The organism is Geobacillus sp. DSP4a, from assembly GCF_013096875.1.
Taxonomy (GTDB): Bacteria; Bacillota; Bacilli; order Bacillales; family Anoxybacillaceae; genus Geobacillus; species Geobacillus thermophilus.
This window is the reverse complement of record NZ_SDLD01000041.1, coordinates 1-26,141: the sequence shown is the minus strand read 5'-3', so window position 1 is coordinate 26,141 and position 26,141 is coordinate 1. Positions and strand designations below refer to the sequence as shown.

Sequence of the window (26,141 nt, the reverse complement as noted above, 5' to 3'; positions counted from 1 at the left end):
TGAGTGTCTTATGCTCTAGCGGCGAAGTGGACACGCCTCAAAGAATAAGGATTGCTTGAAGCAGTCAAACTTCTTTGGAAGCCCCCACTTCAAATTTTCGCTAGAAAATTAAGTGGGGGTAGTTCACTCGTTCACAGCTTTTGGACAGCCGCGCTCTATTTAACGATTTTCGGCATTGGCAACGGCGTCATCCGCCCGTGCGTCTCCGCCTTGTTAACGAAGCATACAGCGGATGGCCAAGGAAGTGCGACAGGCGTTTTATCCTCGTTCGATTCGCTCGGCCGCATTGGCGGTCCGGCGATCGCCGGCTGGCTGTTCACCTTAAAGCCCAGTTTGCCATATGCGGCAGGAATTGCGCTTACATTCATTTCCTTTTCCGTTTTTCAATCGTTCCAACGCGCGATGATGCAAAAAGACTCGGCCCTTTGACACAGAGGAGGACGGATGTGGACATCCCCTGTTACAGATCAGCGAGCGAGAAAGCCCGCTCCTTGAGGGGTGGGATGAAAGCGAGCCCCGTCTAACCTAGCGCACTGGTCACAGGTGCGCCGCCCATTGGGGTACATCCTAACCCGATGGGACGGGGTGATGACACACCCCTGAATTTGGGCGTTATCCGAACTAGAAATGGATGAGGACGCGAACGACCCAAGAATCCCACGCCTTTAGGCGTGCGGAGTGTCAAACTCACGCCCGGAAATGAACGGCTTATACATTGGGGTAAAAATCATCATCTGCACAAAGGAGAAGGATCGCCTTGAACATCGTTCCAACCAAACAGTTGGACCGCACCATCGTCAACCAATTTTTCAACGACCATTGGGGAAGCCCGCAAATGGTTGTCTCGACCGGCATCTATACCTGCAGCGAGCTGGATGGATTTGCGGCTGTTGAGAATGGATCTCGGATCGTCGGGATCATTACGTTTGTGATTCGCGGAAACGAATGCGAGATCATCTCGCTAGACAGCATAATGGAAAACCGCGGCATCGGCAGCGCCCTTTTGCATGAGGCAGAGGCATGGGCGAGACAACAAAGGTGCACGGCTGTTCAACTGATCACTACCAACGACAACTTGCATGCCCTTCGTTTCTATCAAAAGCGCGGCTATCAAATTGTGAACGTCTTTCCCAACGCTGTCGACAAGGCGCGACAAATCAAGCCAAACATTCCGAAAACAAGTCCTGACGGCATTCCTATTCGAGATGAGTTGTTGCTGGTCAAACCACTGGTGTGACACGAGGTGATGATGACGCCGCATCGAAAAAGAAGCACCGGCCTTCTCCCAAGACCGGTGCTTCTTTGTTTTGAACAACCCTCCACCTATGACGCCAGCCGCGAGGAGCGTCAAATTTCGGCGGCGATATGATACATGTAATAGACCCCATAGGCGATGCTGATGAGGGAGACGGTTTTCACGATCCATTGATTCATGACTTGCTGTTTCGCTTTCATCCAAACAAACGGAATCCCGAGAAACGTCGTGAACAGCATCATGCCGATGACCGTTCCTAGGCCAAAAATCAAAATAAAAGCAAGCGCCATCCAAGTTCCTTTGACCGTCGTCATCGTCAACAACACCATTCCGGCGCTGCCGGCTAAACCGTGGACGATGCCGATCAATGTCGATTTCACATGCAAATGATGAATATCGCCTTGGTGATGATGATCCAGCCTCATTGTCGAACGGAAACTAGCCATTCCTAGAATAACGATCATGATGCCGACGCCCATTTCAAGATAAGAAGCAATCTGTTCAGGAATTTGCCGCTCAAAGGCGATCATCGCCATCCCGACGACAAGCAGCGTCAACGTATGGCCAATTCCCCAAAACATGCCGGCCAGCGATGAAAGGGACAGTTTTTTCGTCCGGCTGGCAATGGTCGAAACGGCAATGACGTGATCCGGTTCCGTCGCATGTTTCATTCCAAGCAGCAATCCAAACAAGAGCACAGGCCATATCGTTCCCATTGTCTTCTTCCTTTCCCTTGTCAATATTTCCTCCAACAGACTGGCGCTTTCTCACCGCATTGTTGGCGAATGAACTGTTGGACGCGTTGGAATATCGCTTCGATGACCGATGTTTCATACGCCAATATACGTACAGAAAAGCCTGGAACGGCCGCCGCTGAAAAACCGCAGCGAACCTCTTGCGGCATCTCTTCCATGAATTGGTTGAACTGTTCTAACACTTCCTTTGTGATAAACGGAGAAAGAGCCACGAATGATCCGACATGCGTGTAGCCGCCAAGCTGCAGCATGCTCGTTAAGTGCTGCCGCGAGTCCAAGTACAGATGATCAAACAGAACGAGCGCCTCGTCTTGATACACCTTCAGTTTCGAGCGAATCCAATCATAGCGGAACAGCTCGCCGCTTTCCGACCATCCAGGCGTGATGATTTCGCCATAAACGAACGTGGAGCTTGGCGTGATGTACACCGTCGTTTCTTGATAAAAGCGCGCATGCTCATAGGCGATCGTCGGGTCGGGGAAATATTCAAGTACGCTTTGCTCCCCAAGTGACAATCGTGTATACTGCCTTACAGGCGTTGAAGGAGTTTTGTAGATTTTCGCCGCCGACTGGGTCGTCACCATCAACCGGGCGCTGGGCTCGAGGAAGATTTCCATATCATATGAATCCCCATCGACATACCCGCCGCCCACGTGGACAAGATATAACGTCGGATGAGCCGGGTCGAGGTAAACAGGACGCATCAGTTTCAGCGCCCCTTCACTATAGTTGTCCAAAATGACGGTGCGGCCGTTTTTCACGACCGCTGTACATCGCAAACGCCCCGTCCAGCTCATTCTTCCAGCCCTGCCAGCAGCACCTGTTTTTCGATCCAATCCACAACGTCAAAAAGACCAATCTCTTCTTTTAAATTTGTAAAAATGACCGGCTTCGCCCCTCGCGCTGCTTTGGCGTCCCGTTCCATCACTTCCAGACTGGCGCCGACGTAAGGGGCAAGATCGATTTTGTTGATCACGAGCAAATCCGACTTAATCATCCCTTGTCCGCCTTTGCGCGGAATTTTCTCCCCTTGGGCGACGTCGATGACATAAATGGAGAAATCGACCAACTCCGGGCTGAAGGTCGCCGCCAAGTTATCGCCGCCGCTCTCGATCAAAATGAGTTCCACATCTGGATGGCGCCGTTTCAGTTCATCAATGGCCGCAAAATTCATTGATGCGTCTTCGCGAATGGCCGTATGCGGGCACCCGCCCGTTTCGACGCCGATAATCCGATCTTCCGGCAAGACGCTATGTTTGATTAAAAATTGGGCATCTTCTTTTGTATAAATATCATTCGTAATGACCGCGATGCTAAAGCGGCGATGCATCGCCCGCGTCAGCTTCTCGACAAGCATCGTTTTGCCGGCGCCGACCGGGCCGCCGATGCCGATTCGTACCGGTTCCATTCTGGATTCTCCTTTCTCTGTCCTTCTTTCGTTCCACGTCAAACAAGATTTACGACATAAACAATCGAACAGGAAGACGTTCATGCTGCATTTGCGCGATTTCCAAGCCGACGGCTGCCGCCCCGAGCTCCTCATCATCGAGTGTCTCGATGATGCTCGCGGCATGAATCAAATATGGCTGCACCATGACGAGCAGCTTTTGCCCGTCCGTTTGGCCGAGGGGAATGCCTCGGACCGCGTTTTGCACCATCGTTTGTACGGAAGCAAACAAATACGTCAGCACCGTCGTTTGTTTGGCTGCTCCGATTTTGCGGCCAACCGCCGCAAACACGATGGCCGGATGAATGGACTGCTTCGTTTGCACGATCTCATCCAATTCATCGACTCCGTAAATGTCGCGGCACAGTTTCCATAAGCGCTCCCCGATCATTCTCGTTCCTTCTCGCGTTTCCTTCGCCAAGCAGAGAGCAAACAGCGTGTCGTTCAGCCGCCGCAGTCCTTCCATACGATCGACTTCCAACTGCTCATAGGCGATCCGGCACGCCAATCCATCCGTATACGTCAGCTGGGTCTGAATATAAGCGACAAGCACATCGCCAAACGTTTTGGCATCGCAAATTTGTTCATTGTACATGTATGTTTCAAACCCAAAGGAATGGGAAAATGCTCCAGACGGAAAATTCGAATCGGAGAGCTGCAGCAGCCACAACAACTGTTGGTCAGTCATGGCGATGCCCGATATGGCGGAACGCTTGTTTTACTTTCCGTTTTTCCCTCTTGTACGGGATGCCAAGTTGCTGGAGCAGCTCTTCGACTAAATAGTCGTATTGGACGAGCATTTCCCCTTCCTCGAATTGGGCGGGCAAGTGGCGGTTGCCGAGCTGATGAGCAATCTCCCCCATTTGTTTCATGGAAACAGGCTGGATGACAAGCAAATCATCGGGAAGAACGGATACGACAATGGCATTATGCTCATCCATCCATAACACATCTCCGTCTACCAATTCTTTCGCTTCTTTCAAGCGAATGCCAATCTCCCTCCCATGGTCGGTCACGACCCGCTGAATTCGTTTCACTAAATCGTCGCTTGGCATGTACACCCGTTCGATGTGCGGGGGGAGAGAAGAAAGAGTTCGAATGTTGCCGATAACCGTTTCTACAATCATCATCATCACCTCAAAATAGAAAATATCGTTGCGCCATGGCCACAACTTCAGCCGGTTCGCACGTGATGAGCCGTCCATCGACCTTCACTTCATACGTTTGCGGATCGACATCGATTTGAGGCATGGCGTTGTTGAACACCATATCGTGTTTCGTTAACGAACGAATGTTTCCAACCGGTTTGACGATTTTGTGCAATCGCAGTTTGTCAGGGACGCCGCGTTCGAACGCCGCTTTGGACAAAAACGTAATGGACGTTTTCGCGATGGCGGCGCCATAGCTGGCGAACATCGGGCGGTACAGCGCGGGCTGCGGCGTCGGAATGCTGGCGTTCGGGTCGCCCATCACGCTGTAGGCGATCATCCCGCCTTTGATGACGAGCTCAGGCTTGACCCCGAAAAAAGCGGGATGCCAAACGACCAAATCCGCGAATTTTCCGACTTCGACTGACCCGACATACTCCGCGACGCCATGAGTGATAGCCGGGTTGATCGTATATTTGGCTACGTACCGTTTGACGCGGACATTATCGCCTCGCCCCGTTTCCTCCGGCAAGCGGCCAAACTGTTTTTTCATTTTGTCGGCCGTTTGCCACGTGCGCAAAATGACTTCCCCGACCCGTCCCATCGCTTGCGAGTCGGAACTGATCATGCTGAAGGCGCCGATGTCGTGCAAAATGTCTTCTGCCGCGATCGTTTCTTTGCGGATGCGCGAATCAGCAAAGGCAATGTCTTCCGGAACGGACGGATCTAAATGATGGCACACCATTAACATATCTAAATGCTCATCGAGCGTGTTTTTCGTATACGGCCGCGTCGGGTTCGTGGAAGAAGGCAAAATGTTCGGGAAGCTGGCGACTTTCATAATATCGGGCGCATGCCCCCCTCCGGCTCCTTCCGTATGGTATGTATGAATGACGCGTCCGTTAATGGCCTTCAGTGTATGCTCGACAAACCCGCCTTCATTCAACGTATCAGTATGAATGGCGACTTGCACATCGTACTCATCCGCCACTCGCAAGCACGCATCAATCGCTGCCGCCGTCGTTCCCCAGTCTTCATGAAGCTTGAGTCCCACCGCTCCGGCGCGCACTTGCTCCGCGATCGGCTCTTTCGCCGATGCGTTGCCTTTTCCTAAAAACCCAAGATTCATCGGGAACGCTTCGGCGGCTTCAAGCATCCGGTAAATGTTCCACTCTCCCGGCGTGCACGTCGTGGCATTCGTTCCGGTCGCCGGTCCGGTCCCGCCGCCAATCATCGTCGTAATGCCGGATGACAGGGCGGTTTCGATTTGCTGCGGGCAAATGAAATGGATGTGGGCATCCACTCCTCCAGCGGTCACGATTTTCCCTTCGGCCGCGATCACTTCCGTTGAGGCGCCGATGACAATATTGACGCCGTCCATTAACAGCGGATTCCCCGCCTTTCCGATGGCGGCGATGTTTCCATCTTTGACCCCGATATCGGCTTTGTAAATGCCGGTGTAATCAACGATGACGGCGTTCGTCAACACTAAATCGACCGCTTCGTCGCGGACAGCGAGCGGATGCTGCCCCATCCCGTCGCGAATCACCTTCCCGCCGCCGAATTTCACTTCATCGCCGTAAACGGTATAGTCATGCTCAATTTCAATCCATAAGTCTGTGTCCGCCAACCGGATGCAGTCCCCGGTCGTCGGTCCAAACATATCCGCGTATTGCCGTCTTGACATGGAAAAACTCATTCTCTTGCTCCCTCCTTCCCGTTGTCATCAAGCGGACCGTTGACCATATTGTTTAATCCGTACACCCGGCGCTCGCCGGAGAACGGAACAAGCTCTACTTGCTTCGCATCTCCGGGCTCAAAACGGACCGCTGTCCCGGCTGGAATGTTCAAATGTTTTCCGTATGCGGCCTGTCGGTCAAATTCGAGAAACGAATTGACTTCAAAAAAGTGAAAATGGGAACCGACCTGCACCGGGCGGTCGCCGCGGTTTATGACCGTCAGCTTCGTAACCGGCTTTTGCCGGTTGCACACAATCGGTTCCTCACGCAATCGGTATTCTCCTGGGATCATATCATCACTCCTCTGTCCGCAGTCATGAAATCGTCCAGCGCCGTTACGACCGGATCGGCTGGTGGACCGTGACGAGTTTCGTGCCGTCCGGAAACGTCGCCTCGACTTGAATCTCGTCGATCATGTCAGCGACGCCTTCCATCACATCATCGCGTGTCAAAATCGTCGCGCCGTATTGCATCAACTCCGCCACCGTCCGCCCGTCGCGGGCGCCTTCCATCAGTTCATACGTAATGAGCGCCACCGCTTCCGGATAATTTAGCTTCAAGCCCCGCTCTTTCCGGCGGCGCGCCAAATCAGCGGCAACGACGATCAGCAGCTTTTCCTGTTCACGCGGAGTCAGTTTCACTCATCTCTCCCCCTCTTGAATGCTCCCGCCTATACTCGCAGGTTCAAAAAATCTCTCATTCGCTAACACCGCTGTCTGCTGCTTAAACAGCAAGAAACGATTGAATATAAGTCAAATCAGCCCCATCGACATCCCCTTTCGCCACGACAGCGCCGCGATCCAAAATATAGAAACGATCGGCACAAGAAAACGCCAGCTCCACGTTATGTTCGACCAATATGATGCCAACCTGCTTTTCTTTGGCAATTTTCATAATCGCATCATGAATCAACTCAACGATCGATGGCTGAATGCCTTCCATCGGTTCATCAAGCAAGAGCAGTTTCGGCCGGCCGGCCAACGCGCGGGCAATGGCCAGCTGTTGCTGCTGTCCGCCGCTTAAATCCCCTCCTTTTCGCTGGCGCATCTCTTTTAGGACTGGAAATAATGCATACATTTCCTCAAGGATCGGCTGAGGACGGACGTTCTCGGCCTGCGCTTCCAGCCCGAGAAGAATATTTTCCTCCACCGTCAACGCCGAAAAAATTTCCCTCCCTTGCGGCACATAGCCGATCCCTGCCCGCGCCCGACGCTCCGGCGGCCATCGCGTGATATCTTCTCCTTCCCATTCGATCACGCCTGACATCGGGCGAATCAACCCGATGATCGTTTTCATCAACGTCGTTTTGCCGACTCCGTTTCTGCCCAACACCGCCGTCACCCGGCTGAGAGGAATGTCCATGCGAACTTGATCGAGCACCACACTTCCGTCATAGCCAGCCGTTACATCCCGGAGGCGCAGCACGCGTTTTTCCCCCTTCCAAGGTACACATCGATCACTTGTTCGTTTTGCTGCACTTCATCCATCGATCCTTCGCACAATACTTTTCCTTCATGCATGACTGTCACTTGTTTGGAATAGCGGCGGACAAAGTCCATATCATGCTCGACAATAATGACCGCACAATGTTCGGCCATTTCATGGAGCCATTCCCCCGTGCGCTCCCGCTCCGCCGCACTCATGCCGGCGATCGGCTCATCCAATAGGAGGAGCTGCGGACGCTGAATGAGCTGCATGCCGATTTCCAACCACTGCTTTTGGCCATGAGACAGGGTGCCCGCTAAGCGATGACGTTCATCGAGCAATCCAATTTTCTCTAGCTGTGCTGCCATCATTTCTTTCTCTTCTCCAGTCAACTTCGCCCGCAAAACGGAACGCAGACGCCGATCTTGTCGCATGGCCAACTCCATATTTTCCCATACCGTCAAAAACGGAAAAATGGAAGGGCTTTGAAACTTCCGGGCGATGCCTATTTGCACGATCTCATATTCCGGCCGTTGCGTGATGTCATGGAAAAAAAACAGCACCCGCCCGTCCGTCGCTCTCGTCCGTCCGCAAATGACATCGAGCAGCGTCGTTTTCCCCGCTCCGTTCGGGCCGATCAAAAACCGCACTTCATGAGGGTAAACCGCGAGATCAACACCTTGCAAAGCACGAAATCCATCGAAGTCAACGACGACGTCACGACACATCAACACGGGCTTCACGTTCATGCCCCCTTTTTGCTTTGATGCGAACGGCAGCGAGCGATTCATAAATGCCCGCCAATCCCTTCGGAACAAACAGCACAACAACGACAAACAAGGCGCCTAACAAAAGCAGCCATAGATCTGGATAATTTTCGCTTAAAAAGCTTTTCGCCGTGTTCATGACGATCGCGCCCATAATCGCGCCCATGAGCGAGTGGCGTCCGCCGACAGCAGCCCACAGCACCATTTCGATTGAAGGAATAATCCCCATCATCTCCGGGGAAATGAGCCCGACTTGCAGGACAAACAATGCGCCTGCCACTCCGGCAAAGGCGGCTGACAAACTATACACAAACACTTTATAGACGGTCGGATTGAATCCTAAAAAACGAACCCGGTTTTCCGCGTCGCGAATGGCAATGAGCACTTTTCCTAGCCGACCAGTCGTTAGACGGCGCGTCATAACGAAAATGAGGGCAAGAACAGCTGCTGTCAGCCAATACAACACAATTTGCGTAAGCGGCGATGATAACGAAAAGCCGAACACGGTCGAAAAATTGGTCAAGCCGTTCGTTCCACCCGTCCATTCTTGCTTGCCGATAAACAGCGTAACAAACACGACAACAACCGCCTGGGAAAGGAGAGAAAAATAGACACCTTTAATCCGATTTTTAAACGTTAAATAGCTTAATAGGGCAGCCAGCAATGTAGGCAAGACGATCGCTGCTATGACGGCCACGACAGGATGCGCAAACGGCTTCCAAAACCACGGCAGTTCGCGCACGCCGCTCCATTCCATAAAATCAGGCAAATGCCCTCGCGAAGCTTCGAGCTTCAAATACATCGCCATGCAATAAGCGCCTAACCCGAAGTACACCCCATGGCCGAGGCTCAAAATGCCGGTATAGCCCCAAATGAGAGAAATGCCGACCGCCACGATGGCAAAGCAAAGAAATTTGCCAAGCAAAGACAGGCGAAACTCCGTTAAATAAAATGGCGCCAAAAACAAAGCAACGAAAAACAGCCAGTATCCCCAACGTTTGTTCACGATGCTTCCTCCCCTCAATCGAGCGACCGCGTCCTCAAGCTAAGAAGACCGGACGGTTTCCATTGCAAGAACGCAATAATGAGAACGAACACAATGACTTTGGCGATGGTGGCGCTTGTGGAATATTCGACGAACGTCGAAATCAAACCAATGCCAAATGCCCCCAGCAGCGTCCCGGCCAGTTTTCCCACTCCTCCTAAAATGACGACCATAAATGCATCGACAATATAGTACGTGCCGATCGTCGGCCCGATCGGCCCAAGCAAGGTCAACGCGCATCCCGCCACCCCCGCCAATCCTGAACCGATCGCAAACGAGTATGCATCAACTTTCTGCGTGGCAATGCCGAGACAGGCCGCCATCGGCCGGTTCATGGTGACAGCCTGAATGCGTCGGCCAGCTCTTGTTCTCGTTAAATACATATAAAGAAAGAACACGATCGCCAATACAAGACAGAGAATAAACAACCGTTTATACGGAAACACCGCCCCAAACAAGCGGATTCCACCATCCAGCCAGCTTGGCGGCACAACCGCCACGTTGGGCGCCCCAAAGATGAGGCGGGCCGTCTGTTGCAAAATCAAACTGATCCCCCATGTCGCCAACAAACTGTCCAGCGGGCGGTGGTACAAATGGCGGATCAAGCTTTTTTCCAACCCCCACCCAAGCAAGGCAGCGATGAGAAACGACGACGGAATGGCAATGACAAAGTACATCCCCGCTGATTGCGGCGCATGATGGGCAAAGATTTGTTGAATGACGTAGGTTGTGTACGCTCCGACCATCATCAGTTCACCGTGCGCCATATTGATGACGCCCATCAATCCAAAGGTGATCGCCAACCCAATGGCGATCAAAAGCAAAATCGAACCGACGCTCAGCCCGTTGAATAATTGGTCAATAAACATCGCCGTCCCCCTCTCATGTCCGCTGGGCAAGAAGGAAGGACATGCCTTCCTCCCCATGCAACTATTCACTTAATCCTTTCGCCCATGGGTAGCTCTTTAAATACGGATCCGGCTTCACCGGCTGGCCGGAATTCCATAACTCTTTGAATTGTCCGTCCGCTTGGATTTCGCCAATGCGCACCGTTTTCCATAAATGCTGCGTTTCCCCGTCAATTTTCACTGTTCCTTCCGGCGCCTTGTATTCAAGGCCGGCCGCCGCTTTTTTCACTTGATCCACATCAAAGGAACCGGCTTTTTTCACTGCTTCGGCCCATAAATGAACCGCAGTATACGCCGCTTCAATCGGGTCAGCCGTCACGCGGTCTTGTCCATACTTTTCTTTATACTTTTGTACAAATGCCTTATTCTCCGGTGTATCGGTCGTCTGAAAATAGTTCCACACAGCCAAATGACCGGCCAACACATCCGGCCCGATCCCGCGTATTTCTTCTTCCGCGATACTGACGGACATCACCGTCACGTCTTTCGGTGTGATGCCAGCGTCTTTCAACTGTTTGAAAAAGGCGACATTGCTATCGCCGTTGAGCGTATTGAAGACGACAGCCGGTTTCACTTGTTTGATTTTGCTGATAATGGTGCTATAATCGGTATGGCCGAGCGGCGTATATTCTTCCCCGACCACTTGCCCACCTTCGGCCTTCAACTGGGCCTTGATGATTTTGTTCGCTGTCCGCGGAAAGACGTAATCCGATCCAAGCAAGAAAAACGTCTTGCCGCGGTTTTTCAGGAGCCAGCTGACCGCTGGAACGATTTGTTGATTCGTCGTCGCCCCAGTGTAAAAGATGTTCGGAGACGACTCCATCCCTTCATCCTATTTCGCGCAGGAGACTCCCACTTCAACGACCAAAGGGAGTAAGTGGGAGAGGAATGCGCGTTCCCCTTTTCTTTTGTGTATGATATAATAAAGGCGTGGAGAAAACCGTTTAATAAAGGCACTCCAATAACTGCTACTCGATGTATGGAGTTGGTTACAGGAAACGTTGTAACCGTAAAACATCGAGCGTAGATCCGTCTGTTGTGTGTGGAAGCCAAGTACTGCCAACAGACACACCGAGAGAATCGGTAACGATGCAGGCATGACCTGCGTCGTTGGGTAGTTGTCAACCTGCCCTGATGCAACCCCAAGTCAAGGAAGGAGGACGAAGTCCGCTTGTACTTCTGGGGAGTTGCAAGCCCCCACTTCAAGCGTTAGCTAAGTGGGGGTAGTTGACATTGCACCGGATACCAAAGCAGCCCGTTGTTTTGCTCCACAACCGGAAGCATCGCCTTGCGGCTCGCCGATGTCCAACCGCCGAAAATGGCGGCCACTTGATCTTTTTGCAGCAATTTTTTCGCCTTTTCGGCAAATGTCGGCCAGTCGGACGCTCCATCTTCCACAACCGGTTCAATCTTCTTGCTGAGCAGCCCGCCCGATGCATTGATTTCCTCAATGGCCATTAACTCGGCATCGCGCAGCGACACTTCACTGATGGCCATCGTTCCGCTTAACGAGTGCAGGATTCCTACTTTGACCACATCCCCTTCTTTGCCAGCCGAAGATGAATCATTTTGATTCTCGTTTTTGGCTTGATCCACTGCTGATGACGCCGCACATCCCCCAAGAGCAAAAACACTGACGCATAAAAGCAGCCATAATTTCCACATGAATGCTGGTTTCATTCGCACACCCTTCCCCCTATTCATTTGAAACATCGATGAATTCCTGCCCCTCGTTCATCTAAAAGAGCGCATCCCTCCCTTGTTCCTCAAAAGCGATGCATGTTCTCCACGTTGAGGATTTGTTCTTGATTAGCAGTATAAGGCCCACGTTTCACGGACTCAACATATTTGTCATATTTTATTACATATTTTTGTTATATTTATTATCAATCATCTTTCGACCAATCAGCCAGGTCGAAAAACAAAACATGCCCCAAAAAGGCACACATGCACCTTTTTGGGGCAGCGTTCATTTCACAAGCGACAAATCCACTCCAATGACCCCGACAATTTGACCGTTATGATCCCTAATGGGAGCGGACACCGTGACGCAAAGATGTTTCGTCAATGCCGATACATACGGATCGGAAACATACACTGTTCCTCTACAAGCTTCCTGAAACCACGACCGGACTTTGGCGTTGACCAAGCCCGCCGGCGGATTCGAATAGACAAACGCCCCATCAAGACGATTCGACCAGACAGCCTCAATCTCTCCATTCTCAGATAAAAATCGATCCAGCACGCGTTGATGCATGGCCTCATCCATTTGTTCCAACGGAGCTGACTGAAGCAAAGCCGATAGTTTCTGAATCGTGTTTTTCACGACCGCATCATCGACAGAAATCGTTTCTCTCATCCAATCACGTCCGACCGTTTGCTGCAGCTCCTCCGCTGTCTTTTGCAGCGCTTCATTAATGCGTAAAATCTGTTCGACGCTTTCATGCTGTTCGTTCATATCCGCCATCACTCGCTCGACAAACCGTTGATTTTCCCGGCTCAATTGCACGATTTCTTCTAGGAGAACGGCGATTTCTTTCACGCTGTCCGACTGCCCAGACGCTGACCGAACAGAAAAGGAGACGAGGTCCGTCATATCATTCAGCTGTCGCTGCAGCAAATGAAGGAACGACATAATCGCTTCCATTTCTTTCTCTTCGACATCGATTTGCTTTGTTTCTTCGTGAACGATATCGGTTGTCGCTGCGATTTCGCGTTGAATAAGGGACAAAATATCCTGTGTTTGCTGGACAGCTTCCGACGTTTGATTCGCCAACATGCCGATTTCCCGCGCGACGACCGCAAACCCGCGCCCATGTTCTCCCGCACGAGCCGCCTCAATATTGGCATTGAGCGACAAAATTTTCGTTTTCTGCGAAATCTCGCCGATCGCTGATATAATTTCATTGATTCGTCGCGAATGATGAACGAGATGGTCCATTTGTTCCAATAACGTTTCATGGTGGGAGCGCAGTGTTCGAATTTCTTTTTGCAACGTCTCCAATGAATTCCATGAATGCAGCCAATGTTCGGAAAACTGCTGGCTGCTCGCATACATATCACGCGAAGATGCAGCGATTTCCCTAGCCGCCTCCTCGATTGTTCGCATTTTGTTCGCCACTTTTTCCGTATACTCCACCGTTTTCTCGCTATGGTCCATCAGCTCTGCCGCACTATTCCGGCTTGAATCGGAAATGTCATTCAGCGAAAGTGCCGCCATCTTCATCTGTTCCATCGCTGCTTTGAGCTGATCAACCGCCACAACAATTTGCCTTGCAATTTGTTGCGGTCCTCCCTGCGTTTCCTCACGTCGAGGCTGATCCAGTCCGCGCTTTATTTTTCGTTCCGCACGTCTCGCAAAAATCAACAGGCGTCACTCCTTATGTCATTTTTTATTACATAATTATAATATAAAATATAACAAAAGGACATATAAAAATAAGACACCCGTTCTTCTAAAAACGAGCGTCTTGCCTGGAAAAGGCTAGAGAACCATATTCAATAACAAAATGAAGACAAACGCCACCACCGAAATAATCGTTTCCATGACTGTCCATGTCATGAGCGTTTCTTTCACCGTCATGCCGAAATACTCCTTGATCATCCAGAAGCCGGAGTCATTGACGTGCGACAAGATCAACGAACCCGCGCCGGTCGCCAAGACAAGCAGTTCCATATTCGTTCCCGGCATGGTAGCCGCGATGGGAGCAACGATGCCGGCAGCGGTCATCATCGAGACGGTCGCCGATCCCGTCGCTACGCGAATGAGCGCCGCAATGCCCCAGCCTAACAGGAGCGGAGAGAAGTGCGAGTGTTTCGCCACTTCCGCGATTTGTTCGCCGATGCCGGAATCAAGCAGCACTTTGTTGAATGCGCCGCCCGCCCCGATGACAAGCAGGATGTTCGCGACCGGGCCGAGGCAGTCGTTGGCAAATTTCAAGACAGCGTCGCGGTTGAAGCCGCGGGCGTAGCCTAAGCTGAAGAACGAATAAACCGTCGCGATCAAGAGCGCAACAATCGGGTCGCCGATAAAGCGCAACACTTTCGCCGCTTCTGACTTTTGATCAAGCGTCACGTTTGCCACAGAGGTAATCAACATCAAAATGACCGGAAGCAAAATTGTGAACAGCGTATTGCCAAAGCCAGGAAGCTCACGTGCTTCTTTATGCTGCACAAGCTGTTCGGCAATCTCCGCCGGCACTGTTTTGTGCAGGCGCGAACCGATCCATTTGCCATACAGCGGACCGGCAATAATGGCGGTCGGCAAGCCGACGATGATCGAGTAAAGAATCGTTTTTCCGACATCCGCCTTAAAAATGCCGACTGCCGCCATCGCGGCTGGGTGCGGCGGGACAAGCCCATGCACGACAGACAAACCAGCGACAAGCGGAATGCCGATCGTGACCAGTGAAATGCCCGTTTCCATCGCGATCGTAAAGACGAGCGGAATAAGCAAGACAAACCCGACTTGGAAAAAGACCGGAATGCCGACTAAAAAGGCGACGACCATCATCGCCCAATGGACGCGTTTTTGGCCAAAGCGGTCGATCAACGTTTTCGCAATGCGCTCGGCGCCGCCTGATTCGGCCATCATTTTGCCAAGCATCGTCCCGAGCGCCAAGACGATCGCCAAAAAGCCGAGCGTGTTGCCAAGCCCCGCCTTGATCGAGTCAATGATGCCCGGCGTTTCCGGCGACGGCGCGATAAGCGGCATGCCCATCGCCAGCCCGACGCCGACGGACACTAAAATAAGGGCGACAAACGGATGCATTTTCGCCGCCGTAATGAGCAATAACAAGACAATAATAGCGGCCACAACAATGGCAATTCCCATCATGCACTCCTCCTTAGCTTTGAGATAAATCGATTTAGTATACAAAGCAAGCGGTTTCAAGCTTTCGGAGAAAAAGAGGGGGGATAAATCGATTTAGTCGCCCCCATTATAAGGCTACACCGATTTCGTTTCCGACCTCTTTTCCCCACTCCGCCGCTGAAACGCAGCGATGATGTCAAATTCCTCTTTCAATCGCTCATACAAGCGGGCATACAAATCAAACAGTTCAGCGTAAAGGAGCGTATGTTCTTCCTTCGGCTCATGGCGGGCCGTTGTGTCGATCCACGTTTTCACCGTTTCCAGCGACGGCAGCTCGCCTAACGCGTAAAGCGCCACCGCAGCCGCCCCCAGCGCCGACGCCTCGTGCGTCTGCGGCACGATGAGCGGTTTGCCGAGCATATCAGAAAGCATTTGCCGCCAAAACGGCGACTTGGCGAATCCGCCCGAGACACGGATTTCCGACATCGGCCCCGTGACATCGCGAATGGCTAAAGCGACCGAGAGAATGCTGAAGCAGACGCCTTCCATGACAGCGCGGATGAAATGCTCGCGCTTATGATGAAGGCCAAGGCCAAAAAACGTCCCACGCGCGTTCGCATTCCAGTACGGCGCCCGCTCACCCGACAAAAACGGCAAAAACACCAGCCCCTCGGATCCAGGCGGGACGCGTTCCGCGTATTTCGTCAACAACTCATACGGATCGATGCCGAGCTTTTTCGCCACTTCCCGCTCGTGGGCGCCGAACTCGTCGCGCAGCCAGCGAAGCAAGATGCCGCCGTTGTTCGTCGGCCCGCCAACGACCCAATAGCCAGGCGTCAACGCATAACAAAACGTCCGCCCTTTTTCGTCGGTTGTCGGTTTTGTCGCGATCGTCCGCACCGCCCCGCTCGTCCCGATCGTGATGGCCGCTTCACCTGGGAGCACCGCCCCGACGCCGACGTTGGCGAGCACGCCGTCGCTTGCTCCGACGACAACAGGCACATCCGAAGCGACTCCCATTTTTTCCGCCCATTCTCTTTTCATCCCGGTCATGACATGAGTGGCGGGAACGAGCCGCGGCAGCTGGTCGCGGCGGATGCCGACAAGGGCGAGCGCCTCCTCGTCCCAATCGAGCGTGTCCAATCGGAATAAACCCGTCGCCGATGCCATGGAATGGTCAGCGACATAGTCGCCATACAGACGGTGCAACACGTAATCTTTCACCGACACAAACCGCCGTGCTTGCTGAAATACGTCCGGCTGCTCTTCCTTGAGCCAAAGCAATTTCGATAGCGGCGACATCGGATGGATCGGCGTCCCCGTCCGCCGGTAAATGGCAAGCCCGTTTTGCTCTTTCCACAGCCGCTCCGTTTGAGCCACGCTTCGGTTGTCCGCCCAGATGAGGAGGCGGGTAAGCGGCCGCCCCGACTCGTCAAGCGCCATAATCGAGTGCATCGCCGCACTCAAACCCATCGCTTTCACCTGTTCTGGGCGGATGCCGTGGCGGATCGTCACCGCCCCGACCGCTTGAACGACCGCCGCGAACAGTTCATCGGGATCCTGCTCGGCAAACCCCGGATGCGGCTGGATGATCGGATAGTCGACGGCGTGAGAAGCCAGCACCTTCCCCCGCCCGTCAAACACGACCGCTTTCGTACTTGTCGTTCCAATATCAATCCCAATGACGACGTCCCCGTGAATCGCCATCGTTTCTCCTCCCTTCCTCATGCCTTCTCCCGTTTGATCGATGTCCGTTCCATCAATACCGGGGAGAAACGAAATACGCGCGGACCGTCGGCTTTTTTCGCTTTCATTTGTTCAAACACGCGCTCGGCTGCTTTTTTCCCCATCGCAAACGTCGGCTGGGCGATGGTTGTCAGCGCCGGCGTATAAATATCGGCAAACGGCACATCATCGATGTTGATGATCGCCACCTCATCCGGCACACGAACCCCTGCGTCTTTCACAAACCGCAAAACCCCCATCAACGTCAAGTCGTTGATCGCAAACAAGGCATTGGGCCGCTTCGGTTCGGCAAATCGCTGTTTCAACACTTCCGGCAGCGCGTCCGGATCAGCGGCGATAATGTTCCCATCTTCAACGTCCAGCCCTCTTTTGCGCATAGCTGCCCGAAACCCTTCCAACCGCTCCATCCGCGGCACGTTGTAAGAGACAAGCGGCGGAGTGACAATCGCAATCCGATCGCGGCCCTGGGAAGCGAAATACTGAACCGCCATTTCCGCTGCACCTGCATTATCAAGCAGCACGCTGTCCGCCTCCACTCCCGGCACCATCCGGTCGACAAACACAAGTGGAAACCGTTCCTCGACAAGACGGCGGTAGACGTCCTCGTTCTTTCCTGTCGGAAACACGATCAGCCCGTCCACTTGCTTCGCCAGCAGCGTATCAACATATGTTTTTTCCTTATCCGGATCATCGCCGGAATTGCAGACAATGACTTGAAACCCGCGCTTTTGGCATTCCTCTTCAATGGCGTGCAGCACTTGCGTTGTCATCATATGAAGCATATTAAAAACAATCACGCCAATGGTCGCTGTCGTCTTTTGCTTCAAACTGCGGGCGATGATGTTCGGCTGATACCCAAGCTCTTCAATCGCCTCGGCGATGCGTTTTCTCGTCTCCTCGCTCATATATTCATAGCGCTTATTTAAGTATTGCGACACGGTGCTTTTCGAAACGTTGGCCAATTTCGCGACATCGGCCATCGTTACTTTTTTCAAAAGGGATCCCTCTCTCGCACTAAATCGATTTAGTTCAAAAGCGTTTTCATAAACCGGTTTAGCTTTATTATAAACCAAGTGAAAGCGGTTTACAATAGTTTTTGTTTGAAATCTAAAAATCAATGAATAGTATACGGCCGTGACAGCTTGCCGATCGAGTGATGTCATTCCGCCCGAATGGATCGCGCCAAACGGCTTCATAGATTGTACTTTCATTTTGCACTAAGCAATGCATTGATTCATTTTTATGAACAAATACCTATTTTTACCTGTCGTTTGTTTTAGTATTTTCTACATTATCGTTTGGCGTTTCTGAAACATCTGTGAAAGCCGCAGAAGAACATAATGAGTTTATTAGAGCTTCACAAGCACAATTGTATACCGATACCAATTAACAAAAAGGAGAATGGGACATGCTGACTACCATGACGTCTATTTTAGGCTACCTTTTTATAGGTGTCGTTATTTTAGCTGTTTTTATGGTTTGTGAACTACCCACCACCTACGCTTCGCTTAGAGGTGGGGGCTTCAAGCGACTTGTGTGTGTTCGCTGAACGGTAAGCCACACACAAGAACCCTTTACGCTTCCCTTCGTTCCGAAGGTGTCCGTTCTAGCCATATTCTATCCTATTCGTTGGCTAACGCCAACCGAAATTCATCTCCCACTTTCACTGGTGCTGGCGCACCTTCACGTTTAGAAGTAGGAGACTTCTTTCGGAGGGAAGTTAAATTCGTGAGAAAACGGTAAAAAATTAGAAGACTGATCATAAAAGAAAAACGCCGTTCATAAATCGAAAAAGTTCCCAAAACACGGCGTTTCCAAAAACCTCCCCTGGGAACGAAACGTCCGAAGGCTCTAACAAGACGGCCGCCGCCCTTTATGAGGGATTTGACGCCATTGCGGGCGGCGACGTTCGCTCTAGCCAGGGGGCATCCGACTTACTGCCTCACCTTTTCAATCGTCTCGACCGGCAGCCCAGTCAGTTCGTGAATCGTGTCGACATCGTACCCTTTCGCCAGCATTCTCTTCACCACGTCGAGCTTCCCTTCCTCGATCCCTTGTTGGCGTCCTTGCTTCATCCCCTGTTCGATTCCTTGTTGGATTCCCTTTTCCATCCCCCGCTGTTCGTATGAGACGATGAGTTCCATCACACGCTTTGCTTCCTTCGTCTCCATTTGGCTCACCTCGTGTCGCAGTTGGATTTCCTCCTCTTCGGATAACCGCAAATACGTCTCGAAAAAACCGAACAACAGCCGCTGTTTCGCTTCATCCAGCTCAAGGCGGACGAGCATGCGCAAAAATTCCTTTTTCACGTCGACTTTCTCATCTTCATTATACCCCATTTTGCTTAGCAAGGCAGCGGCGACAGGGTTGGCATGGCGGATGTACGCGCGCCACGGCAGTTTGCATAGCTCCACCGTCAAAAAGCGGAAGTCAAGAACGGTCAAAAACGGAAACTGCATGACCAATGAGGAAGGTTCGTCGTATTGTTCGTCATAGCTGAAGATGGCGATCGGGAGAATGCGGCGGCGGTATTTTTGAAACAAGCGGCTGAAGTAGAGGAACATTCGCTCGGGGAAGGTCCGCTGGGTGTAGCTTTGATGCTCGACATGGACAATGACGAGCCCGTCTTCCCCTTTCACCTTTGTTTCGACCAACAAGTCGACGCGGTGCTTCTCTCCGGCCATCACATCGGTGAACAGTTCCTCGGAGAGGAAAGAGAGATGGTGAACGTCAATGTACTCGTACACGTCGGGAAAGAAAAGAAGCAAAAACTCCTCAAAAAATGTCGACAGCAGCTCTTTGAACAACCGGTCATGGTCAATTCGCTTCTTCGCCACGTTTTCCCTCCCTGCAATGTCGGATTCACCGTACTGTATTCGCCCTTCGCGGCCGAATTCCTTCTTGTTTCCCCCCGCGTTTTTTTGGCATGTGCCATTTCGCATTTGTCCTTTTCCTATGTCGAGCGGTAAAACAAGCTGAACTCAGCGGTGGTTCAGCTGTGGCAGGAGACAGTTTCAGTTCCTCATGGGTACGATAAAAACAGACAACTTGCACGAGGACGGCTATCTGTACGCTCAAGTGTTTCAATCCCTCATAGGTACGATAAAAACACAGAAGAAAACAATCAGCTACGCGGAGAAATTTGGTTTCAATCCCTCATAGGTACGATAAAAACGAAACTATTCAATCTGAAATCGTAAAGGTAAAGGAGGTTTCAATCCCTCATAGGTACGATAAAAACCCAAACCATACGCATCAAATCAAGCTTTTTCTCTCTGAGCTGTTTTCAGAATATCACGTTTCAAAAATTCTGTCAATACCGTTTAGCCGTGTTGTTTGTAGGATTTTGACGCAAAAAAACATTGTCGTCGATCCCCCGGGATTTTTGCACGATTGGAGGTCGACGACAACTTGCCCCCGTTTTCATCCGCCAATCGGAAACAGCAGACGGGCCGCATATACTGTGCCTGTCACGGTAATGGCGCTCAACAAGGTCGACACCAGCACTGCCTGGGCGGCGTAATCGGGGTGGCAGTCATACTCGAGCGCATACAGCGCCGTATTGCGTGAACATGGATACGAACTGGCAATGAGCAATGCCTGAGCCGTCACGCCATCCATTCCTAATAGAAAGATCAAAGACGCAGCCAACAGCGGCGACAATATCAAGCGCCCGAACACACTCACATACACAAGCGGCGGCAAGGCAGTAAACCGAGCGTAGGCGATTTGCGCTCCCAACGTAAAGAGGGCGATGGCTAAAAACGCATCGGCGACCCGCTGAAGCGGCGTCCATAAAAATGATGGGATCGGGACGTGGAGCCATCGGCAGACCACGCCAAGCAACAGCGCGTGAAGGACGGGATTTTTCCATATCTCCGCAGTCCATTTCTCCCTTTTTCCATTCCCGGATACGAACTGATATACCCCATATGTATTCGTCAAGAAATTTTGAAAGATCGTCACCATAATTTGAATCGTCGCCCCGAGCGGATGTTGATGAAATACAAGCTGACTGACCGGGATGCCGAAATTACCTGAGTTGTTCAACACAATGGTGTTTTGAAATACGGCTGACAAACTCCGTTCTAATTTGAACAACTTGGCCATCATCATACTCAAAACGATCAGTCCGCTGTTTTGCAACAAGAGAAATGCTAAGATGGCCGCCAACACCTTTCCATTCAACTCACTGTCGTACACGTTGATGAATGCGACTGCCGGCAACAGGACGTACATGTTCAATTTGGATAACGTATTGAGGTCAAGATGAAAGAAGCGGTGAAGCCCTGCCCCCAAGCCGACAATCAATAACATCGGAACCATCACTTGCAATAAAATGCCGCTAAAAACAGCCAAGACGCTCTCCTCTCTTTCTTTCTCCATATAATGGATGTTTCATTTTTGAAAATCTATAAGGCTGGTGAAAAACAACTGATTTCGCTGAATCCATTGTTTTCGGCCGAAAGAGAAGCGTTGATTTTGCAAGACTTCTCTATTTGAAAAAAGTCCATTTTCTGTGATTTTTCACGAAATCACCGGCCTTCTATACCTACATTTTCTTCTTGTAAACTCGTTCCGGCCGCCCAACGGATCCATAGGCAATATCGGCCGTCACCTGGCCGACGGAGACGAGATACTCCAAGTAACGGCGGGCCGTCGTCCGGCTGGTTCCGATTTGCCGCCCCACTTCTTCAGCGGTGATGCCTTCTGCGCACTGTCTCACAACCCCCAACACTTTTTCTAAGGTCAACGGCTGAATGCCTTTAGGCAACATAGGCTGTTCCTTAACGGACACTTCTCTTCCCATTAAGGCATCAACCTCTTCTTGGCCAATCCACTCTTTCTCTTTCACCCACCGCTGCATTTTGTCATAGTACTCTTTATATCGATGCAATGTGTCGGCGAATCGGTCAAACATAATCGGCTTGATAATGTAATCAAACACTCCGCCATGCAGCGCTTGTTTCAAGGCATCCACTTCTCGTGCTGCGGTGATCATAATAATATCGATATTGGAAAAGCGTTCCCGAACCCATTTTAAAAAAGAGAGGCCGTTCATATCCGGAAAATAGACATCAAGCAACAACACGTCGGGTTGCAGCACCTCTGTCAATTCCCTTGCCTCTTCGGCGTTCGTGGCAATGCCGACCACTTCATACCCATTCACTTTCTCGACAAAGCGCCGATTAATTTCAGCGATGCGGCGGTCGTCTTCAATAATCAGTACACGAATCGGCAACATCGGTTCCCTCCTTCTAGCCTTGGCGGTCCTGCCGCCCGACATGGGCTGGCCGCTTTGGGATCATGATGGTAAATACCGTGCCTGCTCCTTGCTCAGATCGATACGTCATTTGCCCCCCGAGCATTGTCAACGCCCGGTTCACTAGATCAAGCCCATACCCCCGCCCTCCGGCAGCCTTCGTTGAAAAGCCGCGCTCGTAGATCCGTTCCGCTACAGCTGGGTCAATGCCTAATCCGTTATCCTCAACCTCAATAATTAAATCATCGCCAAGGTCAGTCAAAAAAACGGCCACCCGTTTCTCTTCCTTTCCGTTATGGAGAACAGCTTCCATGGCGTTATCTACTACATTTCCAATAATGGTTATTAGATGGTCCCGGTCCATCCATGGCGGCACATCACGGAAACTGCTTTCCCGATCGATCTCAAACACAATTTTCAGCTCGTTGGCGCGATTGAACTTGCCGATCAGCAGACCGCCGATGATCGGATCCGGAATTTCTTTCATGACAAACCGGACGATGTTTTGTTGCAAGTCGGTCTCTTTTGCGATCAGTTCAAGCGCTTCCTCATACGATTCCAGTTGAATCAGGCCAGAGATCAAATACAGCTTGTTGGAAAATTCGTGCGTTTGCGCGCGCAAGGCATCGGCATAACTGCGAAGCTGCGATAACTCTTTGGTCAAGCGATACAATTCCGATTTGTTTCGAAACGTCGATACCGCTCCGATCACACGCCCTTGCTTGTCTTTGATCGGAATGCGGTTGGCAATGACGGTTTCTTCCCCTAACACCATTTCATCGTCAAATTCTGCCTGCCCCGTCCGAATGACTTCAGGCAGCCTCGAGTGGGGAATAAGCTGCAAGATCGGCATTCCCAACACATCGCGTTCGTTCTCATACCCAAGCAGCTTCAGCGCCGTTTGGTTGACCATTGTAATCGTTCCCTCTTGATTGATGGCCACCATTCCTTCGCGAATTGCCTCTAAAATCGCCTGCTTTTCTTGGTAGAGCAAACCGATTTCTTCCGGTTCAAGGCCATGAATCGATTTTTTCACCGCCCTGGCGATCGCCACGGCGCCCACCGCTCCAAGAAAGAGAGCAAGAACGGAGAACAGAAAAATCTTTATACTATACGACCACACCGTGCGCTGAATATCTTCCAGCAAAAAACCGACCGAAACAATGCCGATCACCTGTCCGTTTTCATCCAAAACCGGCGCTTTTCCGCGGATTGCCGGACCGAGTGAACCGACCGCCTCCGAAATAATGGCCTTGCCTTTGAGCACCTCACCGTTGTCGCCCCCGACCATCGGTTTGCCGATCCGGTCCGGCAGCGGGTGAGCATAGCGGATTCCTTGGCGGTTGCCGATGACGACGTATTCCGCCCCTGTCTTTCGGCGAATATATTCGGCAAACGGCTGCAAGCGCACGGACGGATCGGGGTCGCGGAACGCCTCGCGCACAAGCGGGGTGGACGCGACGGTTTCCGCCACGTTCAGCGCCCGCATGCCGATTTGTTGTTTGATAGTCTCCGCGAACATATGTTGGAATAAAAACGTAAGAAACACGATGACAAACAAAAGCAGCGAACAAATGATCATCATCAACCGTGTTTGCAGTTTCATCGTGCTGTCCTCCAAACGGAAAAATGAAAAGAAAGACCATCCTCCACTAAAGGAAGAAAGCCTTTCTTTCTATTATTACATATCTTCATTGACAATGACGGTTTTTCCTCGTAATTTCATGAAAAACGGCACGGCAATCCACAATAAGGCGATGACCAACAAGACGAGCGAAATCGGCTTTTCAACGAACACGAGATAGTCCCCGTTGGATGCCGTCAACGCCCGGCGCATGTTGTTTTCAATCATTGGCCCCAGCACAAGCCCCAGCACAAGCGGCGCGAGCGGGTAATCGTGTTCCGCGAGCCAATAGCCGAGCAAGCCAAATGCCAACAACAGAAACACATCAAACGTCGTCACTTGCACCGCATACACGCCGAATACAGAGATGGCGATAATGAGCGGCAACAAATACTTCGTCGGTGTTTGGATGATTTTCGCAAATAGTTTCACAAGCGGCATGTTGAGAATTAACAACATCACATTTCCGATAAACATGCTCGCAATCAATCCCCAGGCAACAGCCGGATGTTCATCAAACAACAGCGGACCTGGCTGGACGTTGTACATAATGAGCGCTCCCATCAAAATGGCCGTCGTCCCGGACCCCGGAATCCCGAGCGTCAACAGCGGAATCATCGCGCCTCCAGACGCACCGTTGTTCGCCGACTCGGGCGCCGCGACGCCGGCGATCGTCCCTTGGCCGAATTTTTCTGGATGTTTGCTGATTTTCTTTTCAAGAATATAAGAGAAAAATGAGGCCAACGTCGCTCCGGCTCCCGGCAGCACGCCGATGAAAAATCCGAGCAGCGACCCGCGGGCAATCGGGCCGGCACTTTCTTTCAAGTCCGCTTTCGTCGGCAACACGCGGCCAATTTTCGCAATTTCCCCGCTGTTCATTTCGTTGTGGAGAATCGACTTGAATACTTCCCCCAACGCAAACAGCCCGACCGCTACGGTTAAAAACTCCAGCCCCCCATACAAATAGGAAATATTGTACGTGAAGCGTGCGACGCCAGAGACATTGTCCAGCCCGATCGTGGAAAGCAACAAGCCGAACACTGTCATGATCCATGCTTTCGTCATCGATTTGCCAGCCAGTCCGCTCACCGCCGCCAACCCGAGCAGCATGAGCGAAAAATATTCAGCCGGACCGAACTTCAAGGCGACATTGGACAGCGGCTCCGCTAATAATACAAGGCCGATGAGCGACACAATCCCCGCCACAAACGAGCCGATCGCCGCAATCGCCAGCGCCGCCCCGGCCCGGCCTTGCCGCGCCATTTGGTAGCCGTCCAGCGTCGTGACAACAGACGATGATTCCCCGGGCGTGTTTAACAAAATTGACGTCGTCGACCCGCCGTACATCGCCCCGTAATAGACGCCGGCCAACAAAATGATCGAACTGGCGGCCGCCTGCTCGGGACTCAAACCCGATGTCATCGACGCCGTCACCGGAATGAGCAGCGCCACCCCGCTCATCGGTCCGATCCCAGGAAGCACGCCGACCGCCGTGCCGATCAACACCCCGATAAACGCAAACAGCAAGTTATGCGGCTGAAGCGCTGTCTGAAATCCGTCAAGCAAAAACGATAGTGTGCTCATGATGCCCCTCCCTTCATTGGAACCAAATCGGCCAGCTTGGCAATGTTCCTTGCAGCAGCTTCACATAAAGGCCATATACGCCAAGCGAAAAGCCAGCCGCAATGGCGATCGACTTCCATAGCGCCCCTTTTTCCATCGTTTGAAAGCCGATGACAAGAAAGAGAAATGTCGTGATCACATATCCAACCGTTTCAAGCAACGCCGCATAGAAAATGGCGGCGATGAAAATGACAAGAAACTTTTTATATTGCCGCGGCAGTTTCTCCCCTGTTGCGCCTGAATAATTTCTTGTCTCAAACAGCAGTTTTATGCTTAATAAAACCAATACAAGTCCAAGCAAAAACGGAAACACATTCGGCCCGACAGCGCTGCCGTAGGCGCTTTTCGATATGCGCAAACTTTCCACCATAAACAAAGCGCCCACAGCCAAAAACGCCACCGCCGCGATCCGGTCAGCCGTTTTGTTCATCGCTTTCCCTCCCGCTTTTGGAAAAAGGGGCTGACCCAAAACGCGAATGCGTTTTGGGATCAGCCCCCACTTTTTTGCCTCAAATATAGAAGAATCGCCCTTTTTTCTGGTAGAATAGAGTCACCAAAACCACTACCACCGAAAGAAGGGCGA

General features: G+C 51.7%; 24 protein-coding genes and 2 pseudogenes. 2 read left to right on the top strand and 24 right to left on the bottom strand.

All coding sequences use genetic code 11. The features are described 5' to 3' along the window. Nucleotides 1–129: 129 nt before the first annotated feature. Both ETC02_RS13510 and ETC02_RS13505 read left to right on the top strand, forming a co-directional pair. Nucleotides 130–429 (top strand): annotated as a pseudogene (locus ETC02_RS13510) (tetracycline resistance MFS efflux pump); the annotation flags it as partial. A 328-nt stretch (nt 430–757) separates the two neighbouring features. Next, complete coding sequence (locus tag ETC02_RS13505) at nt 758–1,237, top strand: GNAT family N-acetyltransferase (protein WP_050367336.1); 480 nt, start codon at nt 758–760, stop codon at nt 1,235–1,237. A gap of 110 nt (nt 1,238–1,347) precedes the next feature. Here ETC02_RS13505 and ETC02_RS13500 read toward each other — a convergent pair whose 3' ends face one another. The 24 genes and pseudogenes from ETC02_RS13500 to ETC02_RS13385 form a co-directional block, all read right to left on the bottom strand. Further along, the gene (locus ETC02_RS13500) at nt 1,348–1,971 is read right to left on the bottom strand and encodes an urease accessory protein UreH (RefSeq protein WP_050367337.1); all 624 of its coding nucleotides are present in this window, start codon (nt 1,969–1,971) and stop codon (nt 1,348–1,350) included. A 20-nt stretch (nt 1,972–1,991) separates the two neighbouring features. After that, a complete protein-coding gene (locus tag ETC02_RS13495; RefSeq protein WP_011231412.1) occupies nt 1,992–2,807 on the bottom strand; it encodes an urease accessory protein UreD in 816 nt (271 codons plus the stop codon). Then, on the bottom strand, nt 2,804–3,418 hold the full coding sequence (ureG, locus tag ETC02_RS13490) for an urease accessory protein UreG (RefSeq protein ID WP_011231413.1): 615 nt from the start codon (nt 3,416–3,418) through the stop codon (nt 2,804–2,806). The genes ETC02_RS13495 and ureG overlap by 4 nt, the downstream gene beginning before the upstream one ends. Nucleotides 3,419–3,467: 49 nt before the next feature. Beyond that, entirely contained in the window at nt 3,468–4,145 is a 678-nt protein-coding gene (locus ETC02_RS13485; protein ID WP_050367338.1) for an urease accessory protein UreF, read from the bottom strand. Then, nucleotides 4,138–4,584, bottom strand: coding sequence for an urease accessory protein UreE (gene ureE, locus ETC02_RS13480; protein WP_050367339.1), 447 nt, complete (start codon nt 4,582–4,584; stop codon nt 4,138–4,140). The genes ETC02_RS13485 and ureE overlap by 8 nt, the downstream gene beginning before the upstream one ends. Before the next feature lie 10 nt (nt 4,585–4,594). Beyond that, nucleotides 4,595–6,304 (bottom strand): urease subunit alpha, encoded by a 1,710-nt coding sequence (gene ureC / locus ETC02_RS13475; protein WP_050367340.1) that lies wholly within the window; start codon nt 6,302–6,304, stop codon nt 4,595–4,597. Next, nucleotides 6,301–6,636, bottom strand: coding sequence for an urease subunit beta (locus ETC02_RS13470; protein ID WP_044743606.1), 336 nt, complete (start codon nt 6,634–6,636; stop codon nt 6,301–6,303). Before ETC02_RS13470 ends, ureC begins: the two co-directional genes overlap by 4 nt. 43 nt (nt 6,637–6,679) lie before the next feature. Continuing rightward, nucleotides 6,680–6,985, bottom strand: coding sequence for an urease subunit gamma (gene ureA, locus ETC02_RS13465; protein ID WP_020755308.1), 306 nt, complete (start codon nt 6,983–6,985; stop codon nt 6,680–6,682). Nucleotides 6,986–7,067: 82 nt separating this feature from the next. Then, nucleotides 7,068–7,769: an urea ABC transporter ATP-binding subunit UrtE gene (gene urtE, locus ETC02_RS13460; RefSeq protein ID WP_044743605.1), complete on the bottom strand. Its 702-nt coding sequence runs from the start codon at nt 7,767–7,769 to the stop codon at nt 7,068–7,070. Next, nucleotides 7,748–8,512, bottom strand: a complete 765-nt coding sequence (gene urtD, locus ETC02_RS13455) for an urea ABC transporter ATP-binding protein UrtD (RefSeq protein ID WP_044743604.1) — start codon at nt 8,510–8,512, stop codon at nt 7,748–7,750. The genes urtE and urtD overlap by 22 nt, the downstream gene beginning before the upstream one ends. After that, nucleotides 8,487–9,545 (bottom strand): urea ABC transporter permease subunit UrtC, encoded by a 1,059-nt coding sequence (gene urtC / locus ETC02_RS13450; protein ID WP_033011724.1) that lies wholly within the window; start codon nt 9,543–9,545, stop codon nt 8,487–8,489. Before urtC ends, urtD begins: the two co-directional genes overlap by 26 nt. Nucleotides 9,546–9,556: 11 nt before the next feature. Further along, nucleotides 9,557–10,450 carry an urea ABC transporter permease subunit UrtB gene (gene urtB / locus ETC02_RS13445; RefSeq protein ID WP_033011713.1) on the bottom strand — a complete coding sequence of 298 codons (894 nt, stop codon included), beginning with the start codon at nt 10,448–10,450 and terminating at the stop codon, nt 9,557–9,559. Between the two features lie 61 nt (nt 10,451–10,511). After that, nucleotides 10,512–11,318: pseudogene (locus ETC02_RS13440) on the bottom strand (transporter substrate-binding protein); the annotation flags it as partial. 380 nt (nt 11,319–11,698) lie between these two features. Next, entirely contained in the window at nt 11,699–12,169 is a 471-nt protein-coding gene (locus ETC02_RS13435; RefSeq protein WP_371810209.1) for a transporter substrate-binding protein, read from the bottom strand. A 289-nt stretch (nt 12,170–12,458) separates the two neighbouring features. After that, nucleotides 12,459–13,856: a methyl-accepting chemotaxis protein gene (locus ETC02_RS13430; RefSeq protein WP_171698349.1), complete on the bottom strand. Its 1,398-nt coding sequence runs from the start codon at nt 13,854–13,856 to the stop codon at nt 12,459–12,461. 117 nt (nt 13,857–13,973) lie between these two features. Beyond that, on the bottom strand, nt 13,974–15,323 hold the full coding sequence (locus ETC02_RS13425) for a GntP family permease (protein ID WP_171698348.1): 1,350 nt from the start codon (nt 15,321–15,323) through the stop codon (nt 13,974–13,976). A 114-nt stretch (nt 15,324–15,437) separates the two neighbouring features. Next, nucleotides 15,438–17,009, bottom strand: coding sequence for a gluconokinase (gene gntK / locus ETC02_RS13420; protein ID WP_171698347.1), 1,572 nt, complete (start codon nt 17,007–17,009; stop codon nt 15,438–15,440). Nucleotides 17,010–17,026: 17 nt separating this feature from the next. Next, a complete protein-coding gene (locus ETC02_RS13415; protein ID WP_171698346.1) occupies nt 17,027–18,043 on the bottom strand; it encodes a LacI family DNA-binding transcriptional regulator in 1,017 nt (338 codons plus the stop codon). 939 nt (nt 18,044–18,982) lie between these two features. Further along, nucleotides 18,983–19,885, bottom strand: a complete 903-nt coding sequence (locus tag ETC02_RS13410; protein WP_171698345.1) for an Rpn family recombination-promoting nuclease/putative transposase — start codon at nt 19,883–19,885, stop codon at nt 18,983–18,985. A 586-nt stretch (nt 19,886–20,471) separates the two neighbouring features. Beyond that, complete coding sequence (locus ETC02_RS13405; RefSeq protein WP_171698344.1) at nt 20,472–21,407, bottom strand: AEC family transporter; 936 nt, start codon at nt 21,405–21,407, stop codon at nt 20,472–20,474. Nucleotides 21,408–21,600: 193 nt separating this feature from the next. Continuing rightward, nucleotides 21,601–22,293 (bottom strand): response regulator, encoded by a 693-nt coding sequence (locus tag ETC02_RS13400; RefSeq protein ID WP_171698343.1) that lies wholly within the window; start codon nt 22,291–22,293, stop codon nt 21,601–21,603. 13 nt (nt 22,294–22,306) lie between these two features. Beyond that, nucleotides 22,307–23,917 (bottom strand): ATP-binding protein, encoded by a 1,611-nt coding sequence (locus tag ETC02_RS13395; protein WP_168368606.1) that lies wholly within the window; start codon nt 23,915–23,917, stop codon nt 22,307–22,309. A gap of 75 nt (nt 23,918–23,992) precedes the next feature. After that, nucleotides 23,993–25,519: a tripartite tricarboxylate transporter permease gene (locus ETC02_RS13390; protein ID WP_171698342.1), complete on the bottom strand. Its 1,527-nt coding sequence runs from the start codon at nt 25,517–25,519 to the stop codon at nt 23,993–23,995. A gap of 13 nt (nt 25,520–25,532) precedes the next feature. After that, on the bottom strand, nt 25,533–25,988 hold the full coding sequence (locus ETC02_RS13385) for a tripartite tricarboxylate transporter TctB family protein (protein ID WP_015375035.1): 456 nt from the start codon (nt 25,986–25,988) through the stop codon (nt 25,533–25,535). Between the last annotated feature and the right edge of the window lie 153 nt (nt 25,989–26,141).

Excerpts from the sequence above, each read along its gene's own strand:
- ETC02_RS13500 (WP_050367337.1), bottom strand. The coding sequence starts at position 1,971 with ATGGGAACGATATGGCCTGTGCTCTTGTTTGGATTGCTGCTTGGAATG.
- ETC02_RS13495 (WP_011231412.1), bottom strand. The coding sequence starts at position 2,807 with ATGAGCTGGACGGGGCGTTTGCGATGTACAGCGGTCGTGAAAAACGGC.
- ureG (WP_011231413.1), bottom strand. The coding sequence starts at position 3,418 with ATGGAACCGGTACGAATCGGCATCGGCGGCCCGGTCGGCGCCGGCAAA.
- ETC02_RS13485 (WP_050367338.1), bottom strand. The coding sequence starts at position 4,145 with ATGACTGACCAACAGTTGTTGTGGCTGCTGCAGCTCTCCGATTCGAAT.
- ureE (WP_050367339.1), bottom strand. The coding sequence starts at position 4,584 with ATGATTGTAGAAACGGTTATCGGCAACATTCGAACTCTTTCTTCTCTC.
- ureC (WP_050367340.1), bottom strand. The coding sequence starts at position 6,304 with ATGAGTTTTTCCATGTCAAGACGGCAATACGCGGATATGTTTGGACCG.
- ETC02_RS13470 (WP_044743606.1), bottom strand. The coding sequence starts at position 6,636 with ATGATCCCAGGAGAATACCGATTGCGTGAGGAACCGATTGTGTGCAAC.
- urtB (WP_033011713.1), bottom strand. The coding sequence starts at position 10,450 with ATGTTTATTGACCAATTATTCAACGGGCTGAGCGTCGGTTCGATTTTG.
- ETC02_RS13435 (WP_371810209.1), bottom strand. The coding sequence starts at position 12,169 with ATGAAACCAGCATTCATGTGGAAATTATGGCTGCTTTTATGCGTCAGT.
- ETC02_RS13425 (WP_171698348.1), bottom strand. The coding sequence starts at position 15,323 with ATGGGAATTGCCATTGTTGTGGCCGCTATTATTGTCTTGTTATTGCTC.
- gntK (WP_171698347.1), bottom strand. The coding sequence starts at position 17,009 with ATGGCGATTCACGGGGACGTCGTCATTGGGATTGATATTGGAACGACA.
- ETC02_RS13400 (WP_171698343.1), bottom strand. The coding sequence starts at position 22,293 with ATGTTGCCGATTCGTGTACTGATTATTGAAGACGACCGCCGCATCGCT.
- ETC02_RS13395 (WP_168368606.1), bottom strand. The coding sequence starts at position 23,917 with ATGAAACTGCAAACACGGTTGATGATGATCATTTGTTCGCTGCTTTTG.
- ETC02_RS13390 (WP_171698342.1), bottom strand. The coding sequence starts at position 25,519 with ATGAGCACACTATCGTTTTTGCTTGACGGATTTCAGACAGCGCTTCAG.
- ETC02_RS13385 (WP_015375035.1), bottom strand. The coding sequence starts at position 25,988 with ATGAACAAAACGGCTGACCGGATCGCGGCGGTGGCGTTTTTGGCTGTG.